The following is a 14,409-nucleotide window of genomic DNA, read 5'->3' on the forward strand; positions in this document are numbered from 1 at the left end:
CCTCGGAGGTGATGCTCATTCCCAGCTCAGTCGGCTCAGCATTCCTAGACATCACCGCCAGCACTGCCAAAGCCCTCACAGCGCTCAAGATTCTGGCGACTGAAGGTCTGGCCATCCTCAAGCCTCTGGGCATGCCGATTGATGTCAAGGTCAACTCAGCCGCTCTGGCTAAGCTGGAAGGCAGCCTGCCGAAGATTGAGGCTGAGCTGAAGCTGCTCAGCACGCCAGTCAACCTCCAGATCGCCAGCACGCCACTGGTCAACCTGGAGCGCCTGGCGACCGAGACCAGCGCCACGCTGAAGACGCTGAGCCGTCCCGTTGTGGTGCCGGTGCAGGCGGCAGGCGTCAGTGCCGTACAAGCCCAGATCGGCGGGCTGTTCACGGGCCTGAGCGCTGAGGCGAAAACCAGCGCTGCGGCCAGCGCCCAGTGGTGGAGCATGGCTCTGAAAGAGCAGGCAGCTGAAGCGAAGACGACTGCTGCTGTTCAGGGAACTGCTGCCCGTGAAGCGGCCCAGGCGGCCCAGGTGGCCAGCAGGGAAGCAGCGGCTGCGGCGAAGCTGGCTGCCACGGCACAAGTCCAGGCAGCCCGTGAAGGGGCTACCGCCGCTGAGACCTATGCCCGTGAGCAGGCCGAGACTGTCACGGCCATGCAGGTCCGCATTCAGGCCGCTGTGCGACTGAGCAGCGAGGAGAGCGCCCTGAGTGCCAAGCGCAGCGCCAGCGCCTTCGTTCAGGCGGCTGCTGAGGAGAAGGCCGCGCTGGATGCCCAGACCCTGGCGAACAGGCAAGCCCTCGACGGTGTGGCACTGGCCTACCAGCGGGTCCGCACTGCCGCCGACAAGGCGTTTGCCCAGGCCAGCGGCTGGACCCAGCAGCGCGACGCGGCCATCCAGTACCAGGCCGGAATGAAGGGCGTCGAGGCGGAGCTGGACCGGGTCACCCAGCGCGCCGGACTCACCGAGAAGGAACTGACCCGGCTCAGTGCCCTGCAAGCCCGGATTGCCCGTGAGCAAGCCACCTTGGAAGGGAAAGTCAATACGCTGGGCATCTCGGGCAACCTCCAGAACGCCCTGAAGAGTCTGGGCGGCCTCGCGCCGCTGCTCTCCCTGATTCCCGGTCCGCTGGGCATGATCTCGCTCGGCTTCACCACCCTGTCGGGCAGTCTGGGCGCAGCGGGTGGTGCGGCTGAAGGGTTGATGGCCCGCCTCGGCCCGGTCCTGCTGATCGCCGCGCCGTTGGTCGCCGTAGGGGCGGCAGTGCTGGGCGTCGGCAAGGCAATCGCCGACGGCATTCACAATGCTGCTGACCTGGAGCAGCAGCTCGCCATGGTCGGCACCACGGCGCACCTCACCCATGACCAGGTGATGGGCTTCGACCAGGCCATGACGGCGCTGTCCAGCACCCTGCCAATCACCAAAGACCAGCTCAACGAAATTGCCCTCGGCGCGGCCCGCCTTGGCGTTCACGGCCAGACCGACCTCGTTCAGTTCACGAAGGCCATGGCGCAGATGGCCGTCATCATGCGCGAGCCGTCCGGTGCCATGACCAACCTGACCGAGACCTCTCAGGAGCTGGTCAAGTTCCTGAGGGCCACGGACACCGATGGCGTGAAGCCGTTCAATCAGCGGCTGAACGAAACGGTGCGGACGCTGGTGGCCCTCAAGACCTCGGTGGGTTCGACGATCCCCGAGATCCTGAACATGGCGAGTTACTTCGCCTCGTTCGCCAAGGAAACCCACTTCACGGAAGCGGGGATTCTGGCCATCTCAGCGGCCCTGATCGGCACCGGTGCGAAAGCGCAGGCGGCGGGCCACGCCATCGTCGATCTCGACCTGCACATGCAGAAAGCCGCAGACGAGGGCGGCAAGGCAGCCGGGAACTGGTCGAAACTGCTGGGCGTCACCGTCAGCAAGTTTGACGACATGGTTCACCACAGCCCAGAGCAGGCCATCTTGCTGCTCTCCCAGCGCATCGACGGGGCCATCAAGGCGGGCGTGCCGCTGCCGGTGCTGCTCGAAAGCATCGACGCCAAGGGCAAGCGTCTGATCCAGACCGTCACCGAGATGGCGGCAGGGCACCGCACGCTCGCGCAGGCCCTGGCCATCGCCATCACCGCCGAAGAGGACAAAAAGCGTCTCGACGACATGGTCGCCGAGTCCACCAACAACTACAAAGACAAGACCACTGAACTCAAGAACTCGCTGCACGCCGCTTCGCAGGCCATCGGGATGCAGTTTCTGCCGATGCTGGAACAGGCGGTCAACTGGCTGCACAACAACCGCGAGGCCATCGGCCAGGTCGCGGCAGGCGTGGTGCTGTTCGGGCAGACGCTCGTGGGCATCGGGCAAGTCGCCATTGGCTTTGGCGAAACGATTGCCGCGCCGTTTATCGGGCTGGTGGTCACAGTCAGATCGGCAGTCTCGGAAACCAAAACGGCGGTCGCCCAAATGGTGGCCGACCTCAAAACCATGCTCGGAGATTTGGGGGACGCCTGGACGAAGTTCCTGCACGGCGACCTCAGCGGCGCGGCGGCGTCCCTGGCCGTGGCGGGACAGGCTGGAATCAACTCTGTGGGCCACGCTGGCCAGGCGGCGTCCACCGTCGCCATGTCTTATAGCAACACCACCATGCCGCTACTCCAAACGGCCAACAACACCATCGGTGCGGGCTTCAGCCGGATCGGCGATAATCTGCCCGGCACCGACGCCTGGAACAAAACGGCCAAGGAAGCCACGGGCTCATTCAAGCTCCTCAACGATCAAATGACTGCGACCACCAAGGTCGCTGCGACCCAGCTCGATCCGGCCCTGGCAGCCCTGGGCAGCACCGCCCAGAAGCTGAGCGATAAGCAGCTCGCGGCCCTGATTGTCCAGGCCCAGAAGCTTCAGGACGCTTTCGACAAGGCCCAACCCGGTACCGTGGCCTACATTCACGCCAAGGACGCCCTGGACGCCTTTCGGAAGTCGAGTGAGGGTGCAGCCTCCGCGCTGGATTCCCTCGGCTCCAAGCGCGGCAGTCCCATCACTGTTGCTGACATCAATACCCTGAACGATTACAAGGCCAGCCTCAAGGGCATGACGATGCAGCAGCTGGAGTCCGAGCGGGCCACCCAGACCAGCCTCGGCGACAAAGCCAAGCTGCGGGCCGTGCTCACCGCTGAGGCCGAGTTGACCCGCCAGCAGGCCGCTGAGAGCAAGAAACTGGCCACGCAACTCGCCAGCGAGACGGCCACCCGCACGACCCTGGTGGCGGCCATTCGCCAGCACATCGCGGCATTTCAGCTCCAGGCGGACGCGGGCAAGGTCACGGCGGCAAGTCAACTGGCGTTTAACCAGCAGATGGACCGCTATCAGGCCCAGCTTCAGAAGCTGCCCAGTGAGTTGCAGGGCGGGACTCAGGCCCTCTTTGACCAGGCCAAGGCCATTTCCGACAGCACTGCTGGACAGGTCAAGGCCGCCAGTGTCCACCAGACCACTGGCATAGAGCTGATCAAGTTGCGCGACGCCCTGAAGGGTGCCACCGTCGAGACCCTGAAGCTGAAATTGGCAGATGCCGAGGCCAGCATGGACCGGGGCCGCTCCACACTCATCCACCAGTTGCTGAACAAGGCCCTGGCCGATCAAGCTGCCGCGAGCAAAAAAGCGGCCGCAGAGGCCAAAAAACAGGCTGACGAGGCCAAGCGCCAGGGTGAGACCGCCGAGCACCTCAACACCCAGATCACTGATCTGAACGCCAAATTCCAGCTCCAGACCGAGCAGCACAAGGTCACCGAACAGAGCGCGCTGCACTTTGAGCAGGCACTGGGCAAGCTGCGCGACAAGGTAAACGATTTGCCGCCCGCCCTCCAGGGCAGTCTCAAGAGTCTGCTCGATCAGGGTGACGCGCTCCAGAAAACCGGCAAGGCCGCTGCCGATACCGCTGTCCAGCAGGCGGCCTACGCCGTCCGCCTCAAGGCCCTGAAACAAGAAGTGGACGGGTTGACCCTCTCTGAGCTGGTGGGCTACCGCGCCAGATTGGTCAGCAACGGGGCGGATCAAACCAAGCTCGACCTGCTCGACAAACAGATCGCCAAACTCCAGCAGGCCCATGACGCCGGAGAGGCGCTGCTGGGCCAGAGCCAGGCGACCACCCAGCAGGCCAGCACTGACAGCACCATCAACACCTACGCCGAGAAAAAGCAGGAGGCCGGTCAAAACCTGGCCCAACTCCTCCAGATCGAGAAGGACTACGGCTCCCAGGTGCTGGCCGTCAAAAACGCCCAGGCGCGCAAGGAAGCCGACGCCCAGAGCCTGAAAACTGCTGCCGAATTTGATAAGGCCATCCTGGCGGCCAGTCGAGACACCGAACTTCAAACCCAGCTCCGCGCCCAGAAAGTGTTTGCCCTGGCGGCCATCGAGACCGGCTACAGCAACACCCAGCAGGCCAACACCACCGCCCAGAATCAGGCCCTCCAATCGGCCCAGCGCAGCTTCGACAGCGCCGTGCTGACCCAGGACTGGGCACACCGCAAACTCCTGCTTCAGGACGCCGTGCAAGGGGCGGCAGACAGCTTTGCCCAGGCCGAAAACGACCAGAAAGATCAACTCGCCGTTGCCGACCTCACGGTCCAGCAAAAACTCGACATCCTGACCGCCTCCGGCCCCAAGCTGGCCCAGGCCAAGCGCGACCAGGTGCTGGCCCAGCGTCAGGCTGAGATCGACAGCGAAAACGCCAGTTTTGCCGACGCCACAATGGCGGCCACCGATCAGGGCCTGAGCCTGGAGAAGGTCAAGGCCGACCATCTGACCCGCCTGACCGATATTGACCATCAGTACGGCGACGGCCTGAAAAAAGACGGCGCGGTGCTGGCGACCTACCTGCTGACCCAACAAAAAGACCTGGCCTCGGCCCAGACGGCGGTCACGAAGGCCGCCGCCGCCCAGCAAAAAATTGATGACGAGGCGGTGGCTGCTGGTAAAAAGCAGGCGGCCCAGGCAGCCGACACGCTCGTTAAGGCCCTGGCGACCCAGGACCGGGCCAGCCGCAGACTCCAGTTACAGGAAGCCCTCAAGAGCGCCCAGGACGCCACAGCGGTCCAAGAAAACGCCCAGCGCGACGAACTCACCGCCGATGATCTGACCGCTCAGGGCAAGCTGGCCATCATCGAGAAATACAAGCCCCTGCTGGCCGCCGCCAAGGTCAGCGAAATCAACGCCTCCCGCGCCGCCGAGCTGGACGCCGAAAAGGCCACCTACGCCGATGAAAAACAGGCCGCTACCGAACAGGGCCTGAGTCTGGAAATCGTCGAAAAAGACCACGCGGCGCGCCTCTCGGCCATCTCCCGCGAGTACGGCGACGGGCAAAAGCTCCAGGGCAAGGCCCTCTCCGATTACCTCGCCCAGCTCCGCAAGGATGAGTTGGCAGCCCAGACCCAGGCGGTCAAACAGACCGCTGCCGACCTCAAGCAGCAGAGCGCCGATAACAAGCAGGCCGTTGAAACCATCATCCAGGACGCCCTGGCCGGACTCTCGACCCTGGATGGCCAGCAGCGCCAGACCCTGCGCCAGACCTTCATGGGCCTGCGTGACACCTACGCCCTGATCGGCCCTGCCGGAGAAGCAGCCGTTCAGCAGCTCGACAAGGCCATTACGCAAGTCGATCAGCTCGGCGACAAGGTGCGGGCTGCGGCCGCGAAGCTGATCGCCGATCCAGCGAAGGTGACGGGTGAGTTGCATACCGGCCTGGCCAAGATCGGGACGCCGGATGGAGCCGGGGAAGCCCGTGACCAGGCCGTGGCGACGTTTGCCACGCTGCGGAAGACCTACTCGGACGGCATCGACGAGATCACGCTGAAGCTCAAGGAATTCGAGGGCCACCCGCTCACGCTCGACGAGGTGAAGACGAAAGCGGGCCTGGAGGCCACGGTGACGCTTTTCACCGGCTTTCTGGCCCAGATCGACGGCAAGGCGACGGCCGCTGGGAACAAGGCCGCTGCGGCCTTTACCGACGCCGCCTCGGACGCCGAGCAAAGTGCCAATCTCGAACTCTCCAAGAGCCAGAAGGCCGCTGGGCTGATCACCGACGCGGGCTACCAGCAGGCCCTCCAGAGCTACGCGACCTACATGCACTCGCGTCTGACCCGCTTCCAGGTGGGTACGAAGGAATACTCACAGGCCCAGATCGAGGCGTTCAAGGCCGATCAGGCGGCCATTCAAAACAACCAGAGCAAGCTCGACGCGCAGGCGACGGCGGCGCTGGCGAAAGCCAAACAACTCGCGGCCAGCATCACCAAAAATGGCGGCGACGGCACCTCCGTCTACGAGGCGGGACTCAAGGTGGGACTGGCCTACTGGCAGGGGCGGCTCAAGGCCCTGACCGGCACGGACGAGCAGACCCAGGCCGAAAAAGCGGCCATCCAAAGCACCATCGACCAGCTCGGGCAAGAGATCGAGGGCCTGGTTCACGACTCACCCTTGACGCGGGCGCTTGATGAGGCCTCTAAGCTCCTGGGCAGTCTGAATCTGGTGGCTGACCTGAGCAACCTCGGCCCCAGCATTGCGGCGGTTCAGGCCCAGATACAGGTCGATAAGCAGCTCGGCGACGCCTCTCTGTCGGCCATCCAAGCGCACGAGAGCCTGGTAAGCACCTTGCTGTCTTCAAAGACCACGGATCAGGTCGGGACGGTCATCCTTGGCAGCTTGGATAGCCTGAGTGCCTACTTCAAGGCCGGAGGCGGCAGCAAAGGCATTCTGGCGGGGGCCTCGGCCTTCGTGGGCGCTCTGGGCGACGTGTTTAAGACCGGCGACGAGAACGTCGATAGGGTCACGACAGCGTTCGTACAGGGCGTCCAGGGCGTGATCGGGGCACTCGCGAAAGGTGACTGGGTCGGCGCGGCCATCGCCGCTGTGGCCACCGTGGTCAGCACCATTCTGAACATTATCCAGGGCGCGGCGAGGTCTCTTGCCAAATCCAAGCAGGACATTGAAAACGCCACCAAGGACATCAAGTTCTTCGACCTCGGCAAGTACGCCGTCACCGAGACGTACAGAGGCGGCTTCCTGGGCCTCCAGAAGCTCAGCCGCAGCATCATTGACCAGACGGCCATCGACATTGCCAAATCACTCGGTGACGCCATCTATCAGGGCATCAGCACCGGGATGCTCGACGGGATCAAGGCTGGAAAGATGAGTTTCGCCGATCTCGGCATCGACCTGAAGAAGACCCTCGGGACTCAGATCCTGCAAGGGCTGATCGACGGCTTTCTGAAGGGTGCCGTGATGCAGGCCGCGCTCCAACCGTTCCTCGACGCCTACATCACGGCCATGAAGGCCGGGGACGCCAAGGGGCTGGCCGCCGCTGCCGAGGGGATTCAGAACGCTGCCGTGAAGGCCAACGCACAGCTTCAGGCCTTTTACCAGAACGTCCTGGTGCCCACAGCGACAAGTCTGGGCGTGTTCGGTACCAGCGGAACGGCACCTGTGGCCACACCTGCACCCGCTCCCGGTTCCAATCTCCAGCCGATCAGCAGCACAGCCGTTGCGGCGCTGCCCAGCGCCCAGTCGCAACTGGGGATCAACCCGGCCACAGCAGCCGGGGTGAGCGTAACCACCGCCAGCCTCGATCAGCTCAACAGCACCCTGCTGACGGTGGGACCGCAGATCGCGGGCGGCGGCAGCGACATCCGCAGCGGCGGCGCGGCCAACTTGCAGGCGGCGGCGATGAATGTCGCGGCGGCCAACCAGATCGGGCGGCTGCTCAGCCAGGCCAGTGGGCCGAACTGGGCCAACAGCAACCGGCAGTCATGAGGAGGTGAACGTATGGCACGAACAGTGAACGCAACAGGAACAGGCTTACAACTCTGGAAGATCAGCAGGCTTTACGTCGAGCTTTACTCCACCTGGCCGAGCGCCGCGCCGTCCGAGGTCTGGACGTCCGAGGTCATCAGCTACCGCCTGCCCAGATCTCGCCTGGGCGGCTGCCTGGAAGGCGAATTGCAGGTCGTCACCATGCCCAGCAGGTTGCCCGCCGGGTTCGCATCCAGCGCCCTGCCCGGCCAACCTGTTCGCTGCACCTTCGGCGGCATGGACAGGCTGGTGAGGGTGATCGCGGTCTTGCCCAGCGGCGATGAGATCATCATCTACACCGGGGCACTTGGCGTACCAAAGGCCTCAGGGCCGCGCCAGTGGCAGATTCCGCTGATCGCGCCGGACTCTCTTCGGATGCAGGAGTTCGTCAGTGGCAGCGGCGTTCCGACGCCAGCAGGCATTGCGCCGCTGTCAGCGACAAGCCGGATCTATGGAAGCTGGTCAGCGGCCAGTTCAACGCCGCTCACGACCTTCGAAACATGGTGGAAATCGGCGCTTCAGAACGATCCGATGGCCGAATACTGCGTCGGGCCGGATCTGGTGTTCGCGGCCGGATCGCCCACCTACACGACGCCCACCGTTTACACCGTGGACAGCCGGGCGTATAGCCTTCAGAGTGCCGGGCGCAACGTGACGCCCTATCTGACCAAGATCCGGCGCTGGGCGCAGGGGGTGGGGAGCTATAACCCAGCGGCAGTGGACAGCAACCGCACAGCTGCCATACCCCTGTTCGCCCCTACGCGCACGGCTGCCGTGAGCGGCAGCGTGAGCAGTAGCGTGACCACGCTCTCTGCTGCCCTGAGCGGTGGTGGTGGCGGCGATATTAGCGCCCCCCTGGGCGGAGAGGGCGGCGTGACGCTCATCTTCTCTGTGCCTGACGTGACGCCTGGGCGCGTCCAGGACACGAGTGTGATTGCCAACATCAGCATTGGGAGCGTGACGGGCGATGTGAAGGTTTACTTGCACGCCCAGGGCATCGCACGGGTAGGCGGGTTCGTCGAACTCTACGAGAACCAGTACCTTGCCGTGCCTGGCAATTTCAAAATCCAGGTGAAATTGAATGCGGCAGATGTTGGCCTCATGTCTTCGATTTATTTCATTACGAACTTGAAAGCGTTGAACAGCAGCTCGTCGGCCAGCGGCTCATCTGCTCCCGGTGGTGGCTCAATCCGGTATGACGTGGACAGCTACAGCGTCAGCTACGGACAGAACCCGGTGGGACTGGACGTGCCGCCGGTCACTGCCGAGGCGTGGAACTTCAGCTTGCCGGGGATTCATGCCGGGCCACTGCTGGCCACAGGACTGCCGGGCGGGGTCAACCAGTACGCCAGCACGGTCATCAATGCTTCTCAGGCGGGTATCTGGACAGACGTTCAGTGCGGCCCACTGCCGTACAGCAGCTCGCCAGTGGACGCCAATGGACGGTGGACCGGATGAGCGATGAACGCTACTGGCTGACGACACCAACAGGCCGCCGCCCGCTGCCCCGGACGTTGGCGCCTGACAGCCTTGCCCCCACAGCCCGCACGCGCACGCTGGTGCGGGCCTACGGCTACCTGGATGTGCTCGACCTCTCGGATGGCCTGCCGGACCCGGTACCGATCATTCTCAAGGGATTGGTCCATGCTGCCAGTGAGGCCGAGTTGAGCAGGCGGCTGGACCAGATGGCAGCGGACGCCCGGAGCGCCACACTGCTGGACCGGGAGCACCGCAACCCCACAGCGCTGATCGGCGGCTCGCTGGTGGCCAGCGCCTACAAGAGCAACACCCGGTTTGCGCTGGTGACCCTGACGCTGACCCCGGCGAAAGTCCCCGACCCGGCTTCCCTCTCGCCGGATTTCTTCTAGGAGCCACATGGCAAAATTACTGACGGTCAGCGCGACGGTGCTGATGCCGGAAGGCGCGACGGGCGGCACGGTGGAGATCATCTATCCCACCGCCTACAGGGTGGCCGCGCAGCTCGCGGGCGGCATGTTCACCGGCAAGGTCGGCGCTGCTGACGCAACAACGGGCTTCTCGCCCCTGCTGAGCAATGCTGGCGGGCCACTCAAGGCGTTCGGCGGCGTGCCGGGCGACCTCCTGCCGCCACTGGTGACAGTGAAAGTCAATTTCACGGGTGGCCCGACTTTGAGCGCCCTGCCGCTGATCTACAAGGGGCATCCGCATGAAGTCGGCGCGGCGGGGTCGGGGAACTGGGATCTGAGCGCCGTCGGGGACAACGGGGACGGCGATGTGATCACCACCCAGCAGACCCGGCAGAATATCGACGATGCCCTGGGCAGCTTGACCGCCAAGCTCGCCCAGGCGGACGCCGACCACGTCTTGAGTGGGCAATTGCTCACTCAGTTCCAGACCCTTGACGTTTCCGGCGCGCTCACTGCCGCAGCGGCCAAGCCGGATGCCCTGGCCGCTGCGAATGCCAAGCCGGACGCTTTGATCGCGGCGGCGGCAAAGACTGACGCCCTGGCTGCTGCGGCCGCCAAACCGGACGCGCTGGCGGCGGCAGCAGCAAAACCGAATGCCTTGGCCGCTACGGCGGCAAAACCGGATGCTCTGGCGGCCGCTGCCCTGTTGCCGACGCTTGCAGCGGGACAGGGCCAGCTCGCCAGTGCGTTGTCTGCCGCTGCGGCAATGACAACAGGTCCAGCAGGCCCACAGGGACAGGCGGGTCCGACTGGCGCTGGCGTGGCTGGGCCAGTCGGACCACAAGGACCAGCAGGTCCACCAGGAGCCACCGGGCCAACGGGCGCTGGCGTGGCCGGGCCACAGGGACCACAAGGAACGACTGGCGTAGTCGGACCCGCCGGTCCCGCCGGACCACAAGGGGCGACGGGTCCGGCAGGTCCAACTGGCGCAACCGGCTCGGCAGGCGCAGACGGCGCGAGCGCAGGTGATCACCGTTTCAAGTACATGGCGAACAACTCGTCAAGCCAGAGCGTTACGAGTGGCTCGATTGTCGCGCTGCTCATCCCTAACTCAATGGAACTATGGGACACTGACGACTTCCACAACACCAGCAACTCACGCATCACGATCCCGGCTGGGCTGGGTGGCCTCTACGTTTTCAGCTTAAGCAGTCCTGCCCTCACGAACGTGACGTGGAGACTGAGAAAGAACGGCTCGACTGACCTCTATACGGGGGCGCTAAGAGCCTGTTCGGAAAGTCTATTCAGGTGACGAGCGGGGCCAGTTTTCGCCAGATGATGAGGCAGGCAGCCAACTCGACAAATCCCAGATACAGCGCTTGACGCTTTTCCCAGCGGGTCTGGAGCCGTCTGAACCGATTGAACCAAGCGTGCCCAACTTCCACCACCCAACGTCTTGGCGGATGGCGATCTGGGTCTGTTGGCGCAGGAAGCGGTGTTTCCTTTGACGCTTTTTTCGGAATATGCACGACGAAGCCCGCATCGCAGGCTAAGGTGCGACACGTCGGCGTGTCGTATCCACGGTCAAGAAGGAGATGGCGTTGTTCCTCAATCTGCGGTTGAGGAACAACGGTGACAACGGCCTCCAGCACGTCTTTGAGTTTCTGACTGTCATGGCGGTTGGCCCCACACAGCACGACCGCTAACGGAATACCTTTGGCATCCGTCAGGAGAGTGCGTTTACAACCAGCTTTGCCTCGGTCAGTTGGATTGCTCCCCGTGGCTTCCTCGGCACCGGAGGCCCCCTTTTTCCCAACGGCGCTTTGACAATGCTCCCGTCTGCGGCTTGCCACTCCCAATCGATGCCGAGTTCCTCGCCATATTCCTCGAGGATCACCGCCCACGCCCGTCTGAGACAGCCATGTTCCACCCAAGCGCTGAAGCGCTCGTGAGCCGTAGAGACCGGAGAGTAGCGCCGTGGGAGTTGACTCCATTGACTGCCGGTGCGGGCGAGCCAAATTAAACCATTGAAAATGGAACGGGCGTCCCGTGAGGGACGCCCAGACTTCTTGCGCGGTTTGTCAATGATCAGGAGCGGTTCAAGACGTGTCCAGAGGGCATCTGGCACTTCCCAGATGGTTTCTTGCTCATCAATCTGCGCTTGGTGAGGCTGTGTCGTCGTCATGCCCTTAGTCTACATACTTTCCGAATAGACTCTAAGTCAATCTTTGAATCTCCCGTATGCCGAGCTATTGGTCGCCGCTGGCGATTACTTCGAGATCACCGCCCAGAACACCGGAGGCGGGACCGTCACTATGTCGATTTTGTCGTCAAGCCTCAGCGTCCGAAAAGTCACTTAATCCGATCCAATCAGAACACCGCGTCGGCTCGGTGCAGTGCTTCAGCGCCCGCCACCTGACCTAATCCATGCCCACCCAGGCCCCCGCACACGCGGGGGCTGTTGCTTGCCAGGAGAATCATGAAGTTACCTCCGCTGCTGCTCGGCACCCTATTGCTGAGTCAGCCGTCACCCAGTCCGCCGTTCCTTTGCCGGGTGCAGGCCGAGGCCGCGCCCACGTATTTGCCCGGTATTTACGACGTGACCATCATCATTCGCCCCGATCTGCCCTGCCCGCCGGATGGCCGCGCCTTCGTGCGGGTCGAGTCGGGCCGCGTCTACCCCTGGCGCGAGATCTTCCCTGGCGAGCCAGTCACCTATCCCGGCGTGCCCTGGTGGTGGCTGGCGAGTTGGCAGGCATTGAGCGGCAAACCCTACCACGTCAAGGTGCGCGGCCTGCAACCACCCTGGAGCCACCCGTGAGGACTCAACATGGAACAACACAGCCTGCTGGACGGCGTGGACTGGCGGGCCATCGGGTACGCCCTGGCGCTCGCCACCGCCATGAGCATCCTCACCACCTGGCGGGCCAGGAACGCCCAGCGCCTGCTCGGCAAGCCCCTCTCGCCCTGGACCGCCCTGATTCCCGACACCCTGCTCGGCGGCCTGGTCGGCACGATGGCTGCCGTGATCGTGCCGCAGTTCTACAAGCCCCTCGGGGGGTTCGTCGGGACCACGCTCCTCTCGGGCGGCTTTGCGGTCCTCGGGCCGAAGATCACCGACTGGTGGGGAGACAAGGGCATCGGGGTGCTGCTGAGGTACGCGGGCACGATGGCGGGCGGCGTCACCACGGCCCTGGTCCAAAAAAAGGACGGTCAGGATGATGGCAAAACCGATGGAAAAGACGACTCCGCGAGTTAGCCGTAACCTCACGGCGCTCAGAACCCCCAGCACTGACCTGCACCACCCACCCCTGCGCTGGTGGCACACCCTGATGCTGGTGTCCGTCCTGGCGCTGGGCGCACTGGCGATTCGTGCGCCTGGCGTGCTGGCCGACATTGGCAGCGTGGTCGTGGCTGACTGGCGGGTGTTCATCATGGTGCGCGAGACCGTGGTGATCTTCTCGCTGTACGCCCTGGTGTTCGTGCGCTCGTACACGCCCCTGGTGGGGTTCGGACTGCTGGCAAGCTGCGTCGGGCTGCTGCTGCGGCTGGGCATCACCCAGGTCACCCACGAGCCGCTCAGCCTGGGCTACCTCGTCATTCTGATCACGCTGTGCGTCCTGCCAGTGCGCGTGATCGTCCGGCCAAACGACACCGACCGAATCAAGGCGCTTGAGATGAAAGAGAGGGTGGGTGAATGATCACCACCGCCTCGATCCTCACCCTCGCCCCTGCCCATCCCACTGCCCAGGTGACCGCCGCGAAGCTCCAGAACGCGGCGGTTCTCTTTGGCATCACCGACCCCAGAAGTCAGGCGGCGCTGCTGGCAAACTGCTTCGTCGAGAGCGGGCTGGTGGCGGTGCGGGAGAACCTCTACTACACGACCCCATCGCGCCTGGCTGCCGTTTACCCGTCCAAATTCGCACCGGGGGCTGGCCACGATCCGGCCCAGTACGTCCGCAACCCGCAGGCGCTGGCGAATCTGGTGTACGCCTACCGGCTGGGCAACGGCTCTCCGGAGAGTGGCGACAGCTGGAACTTTCGGGGTGGCTGCTACCCGCAGCTCACGGGCCGCGCCAACTTCGCGGCAGCTGAGCGCCTGATCGGCCAGCCGCTGACCGATCAGCCTGCCCTGATCGACCAGATCGGCATTTCCGCTTTGGTGGCATGTGCCTACTGGAGCCGCATGAGCAGCGCCAACGCCTGCGCCGTGCGGGGCGACATCGTGGGCACCCGCCGGGCCGTGAACGGCGCGGCCATGCTGGGCCTGAATGACATGCTGGCGGCCTACCGCAAGGTGCTGCCGAAGGTGGCCATATGACCAAGATTGATCCCAGGCGCAGCGTGCCCGCCCGCCGCGACCTGGTGGAAGGCGGGCTGGGCGGCGTGAACGTGCTCAACCCCGGCGAGGTCCGGCCCCTCTCAGAGTTGGCCGCCGGGCAGCCGCAGCATGTCGGTTACCTGATCAGCTGCCCCGGCTGCGGTGCGGAACTCAGCATTTACACGGCAGGGCCGCGCCAGTTTCACGGTGAGTCCGGCGACCTCGACGCACGCACGCTCAGTTTCGACGCGCCCATCACGCACGACTGCGGCTGGGCCGGTCACCTGCACCTGGGGATCTTCGTGCCCGTTTAATCTGGTCCGCTGCGCTTCACCGCGCTGACAATTCACCTTCTTCCGGCCCTTCTGTTTGGGGGCCG

10 protein-coding genes and 1 pseudogene are annotated in these 14,409 nt (G+C 64.2%); 9 read left to right on the forward strand and 2 right to left on the reverse strand.

What is annotated here, in order from left to right:
- Window positions 1-11: 11 nt before the first annotated feature.
- The 4 genes from N0D28_RS00535 to N0D28_RS15545 are packed head-to-tail and all read left to right on the forward strand — an operon-like array spanning window position 12 to window position 11,021.
- Window positions 12-7,784, forward strand: a complete 7,773-nt coding sequence (locus N0D28_RS00535) for a hypothetical protein (RefSeq protein ID WP_260560476.1) — start codon at window positions 12-14, stop codon at window positions 7,782-7,784.
- 12 nt (window positions 7,785-7,796) lie between these two features.
- Entirely contained in the window at window positions 7,797-9,281 is a 1,485-nt protein-coding gene (locus N0D28_RS00540; RefSeq protein WP_260560477.1) for a hypothetical protein, read from the forward strand.
- Complete coding sequence (locus tag N0D28_RS00545; protein ID WP_260560478.1) at window positions 9,278-9,691, forward strand: hypothetical protein; 414 nt, start codon at window positions 9,278-9,280, stop codon at window positions 9,689-9,691. Before N0D28_RS00540 ends, N0D28_RS00545 begins: the two co-directional genes overlap by 4 nt.
- Before the next feature lie 7 nt (window positions 9,692-9,698).
- Window positions 9,699-11,021 carry a hypothetical protein gene (locus N0D28_RS15545; RefSeq protein ID WP_312846422.1) on the forward strand — a complete coding sequence of 441 codons (1,323 nt, stop codon included), beginning with the start codon at window positions 9,699-9,701 and terminating at the stop codon, window positions 11,019-11,021.
- On the opposite strand, the gene N0D28_RS00555 is transcribed toward N0D28_RS15545, so the two are convergent.
- Both N0D28_RS00555 and N0D28_RS00560 read right to left on the reverse strand, forming a co-directional pair.
- The gene (locus N0D28_RS00555) at window positions 11,014-11,703 is read right to left on the reverse strand and encodes an IS5 family transposase (protein ID WP_260560479.1); all 690 of its coding nucleotides are present in this window, start codon (window positions 11,701-11,703) and stop codon (window positions 11,014-11,016) included. The genes N0D28_RS15545 and N0D28_RS00555 overlap by 8 nt on opposite strands.
- A pseudogene (locus N0D28_RS00560) lies at window positions 11,673-11,894 on the reverse strand (transposase); the annotation flags it as partial. The pseudogene N0D28_RS00560 and the gene N0D28_RS00555, both read right to left, overlap by 31 nt.
- Before the next feature lie 294 nt (window positions 11,895-12,188).
- Here N0D28_RS00560 and N0D28_RS00565 point away from each other — a divergent pair.
- The 5 genes from N0D28_RS00565 to N0D28_RS00585 are packed head-to-tail and all read left to right on the forward strand — an operon-like array spanning window position 12,189 to window position 14,344.
- Window positions 12,189-12,530 carry a hypothetical protein gene (locus N0D28_RS00565; RefSeq protein WP_260560480.1) on the forward strand — a complete coding sequence of 114 codons (342 nt, stop codon included), beginning with the start codon at window positions 12,189-12,191 and terminating at the stop codon, window positions 12,528-12,530.
- A 9-nt stretch (window positions 12,531-12,539) separates the two neighbouring features.
- The gene (locus tag N0D28_RS00570; RefSeq protein ID WP_260560481.1) at window positions 12,540-12,968 is read left to right on the forward strand and encodes a hypothetical protein; all 429 of its coding nucleotides are present in this window, start codon (window positions 12,540-12,542) and stop codon (window positions 12,966-12,968) included.
- Complete coding sequence (locus N0D28_RS00575; protein ID WP_260560482.1) at window positions 12,943-13,410, forward strand: hypothetical protein; 468 nt, start codon at window positions 12,943-12,945, stop codon at window positions 13,408-13,410. Before N0D28_RS00570 ends, N0D28_RS00575 begins: the two co-directional genes overlap by 26 nt.
- Complete coding sequence (locus tag N0D28_RS00580; protein ID WP_260560483.1) at window positions 13,407-14,030, forward strand: glycoside hydrolase family 19 protein; 624 nt, start codon at window positions 13,407-13,409, stop codon at window positions 14,028-14,030. The genes N0D28_RS00575 and N0D28_RS00580 overlap by 4 nt, the downstream gene beginning before the upstream one ends.
- Window positions 14,027-14,344, forward strand: coding sequence for a hypothetical protein (locus N0D28_RS00585; protein ID WP_260560484.1), 318 nt, complete (start codon window positions 14,027-14,029; stop codon window positions 14,342-14,344). Before N0D28_RS00580 ends, N0D28_RS00585 begins: the two co-directional genes overlap by 4 nt.
- The last annotated feature ends 65 nt before the right edge of the window (window positions 14,345-14,409 follow it).

Source organism: Deinococcus rubellus (assembly GCF_025244745.1).
Classification (GTDB): Bacteria; Deinococcota; Deinococci; order Deinococcales; family Deinococcaceae; genus Deinococcus; species Deinococcus rubellus.

Coding starts and splice junctions, on each gene's coding strand:
- N0D28_RS00535 (WP_260560476.1), top strand. CDS start 12: ATGCTCATTCCCAGCTCAGTCGGCTCAGCATTCCTAGACATCACCGCC.
- N0D28_RS00540 (WP_260560477.1), top strand. CDS start 7,797: ATGGCACGAACAGTGAACGCAACAGGAACAGGCTTACAACTCTGGAAG.
- N0D28_RS00545 (WP_260560478.1), top strand. CDS start 9,278: ATGAGCGATGAACGCTACTGGCTGACGACACCAACAGGCCGCCGCCCG.
- N0D28_RS15545 (WP_312846422.1), top strand. CDS start 9,699: ATGGCAAAATTACTGACGGTCAGCGCGACGGTGCTGATGCCGGAAGGC.
- N0D28_RS00555 (WP_260560479.1), bottom strand. CDS start 11,703: ATGGAGTCAACTCCCACGGCGCTACTCTCCGGTCTCTACGGCTCACGA.
- N0D28_RS00565 (WP_260560480.1), top strand. CDS start 12,189: ATGAAGTTACCTCCGCTGCTGCTCGGCACCCTATTGCTGAGTCAGCCG.
- N0D28_RS00570 (WP_260560481.1), top strand. CDS start 12,540: ATGGAACAACACAGCCTGCTGGACGGCGTGGACTGGCGGGCCATCGGG.
- N0D28_RS00575 (WP_260560482.1), top strand. CDS start 12,943: ATGGAAAAGACGACTCCGCGAGTTAGCCGTAACCTCACGGCGCTCAGA.
- N0D28_RS00580 (WP_260560483.1), top strand. CDS start 13,407: ATGATCACCACCGCCTCGATCCTCACCCTCGCCCCTGCCCATCCCACT.
- N0D28_RS00585 (WP_260560484.1), top strand. CDS start 14,027: ATGACCAAGATTGATCCCAGGCGCAGCGTGCCCGCCCGCCGCGACCTG.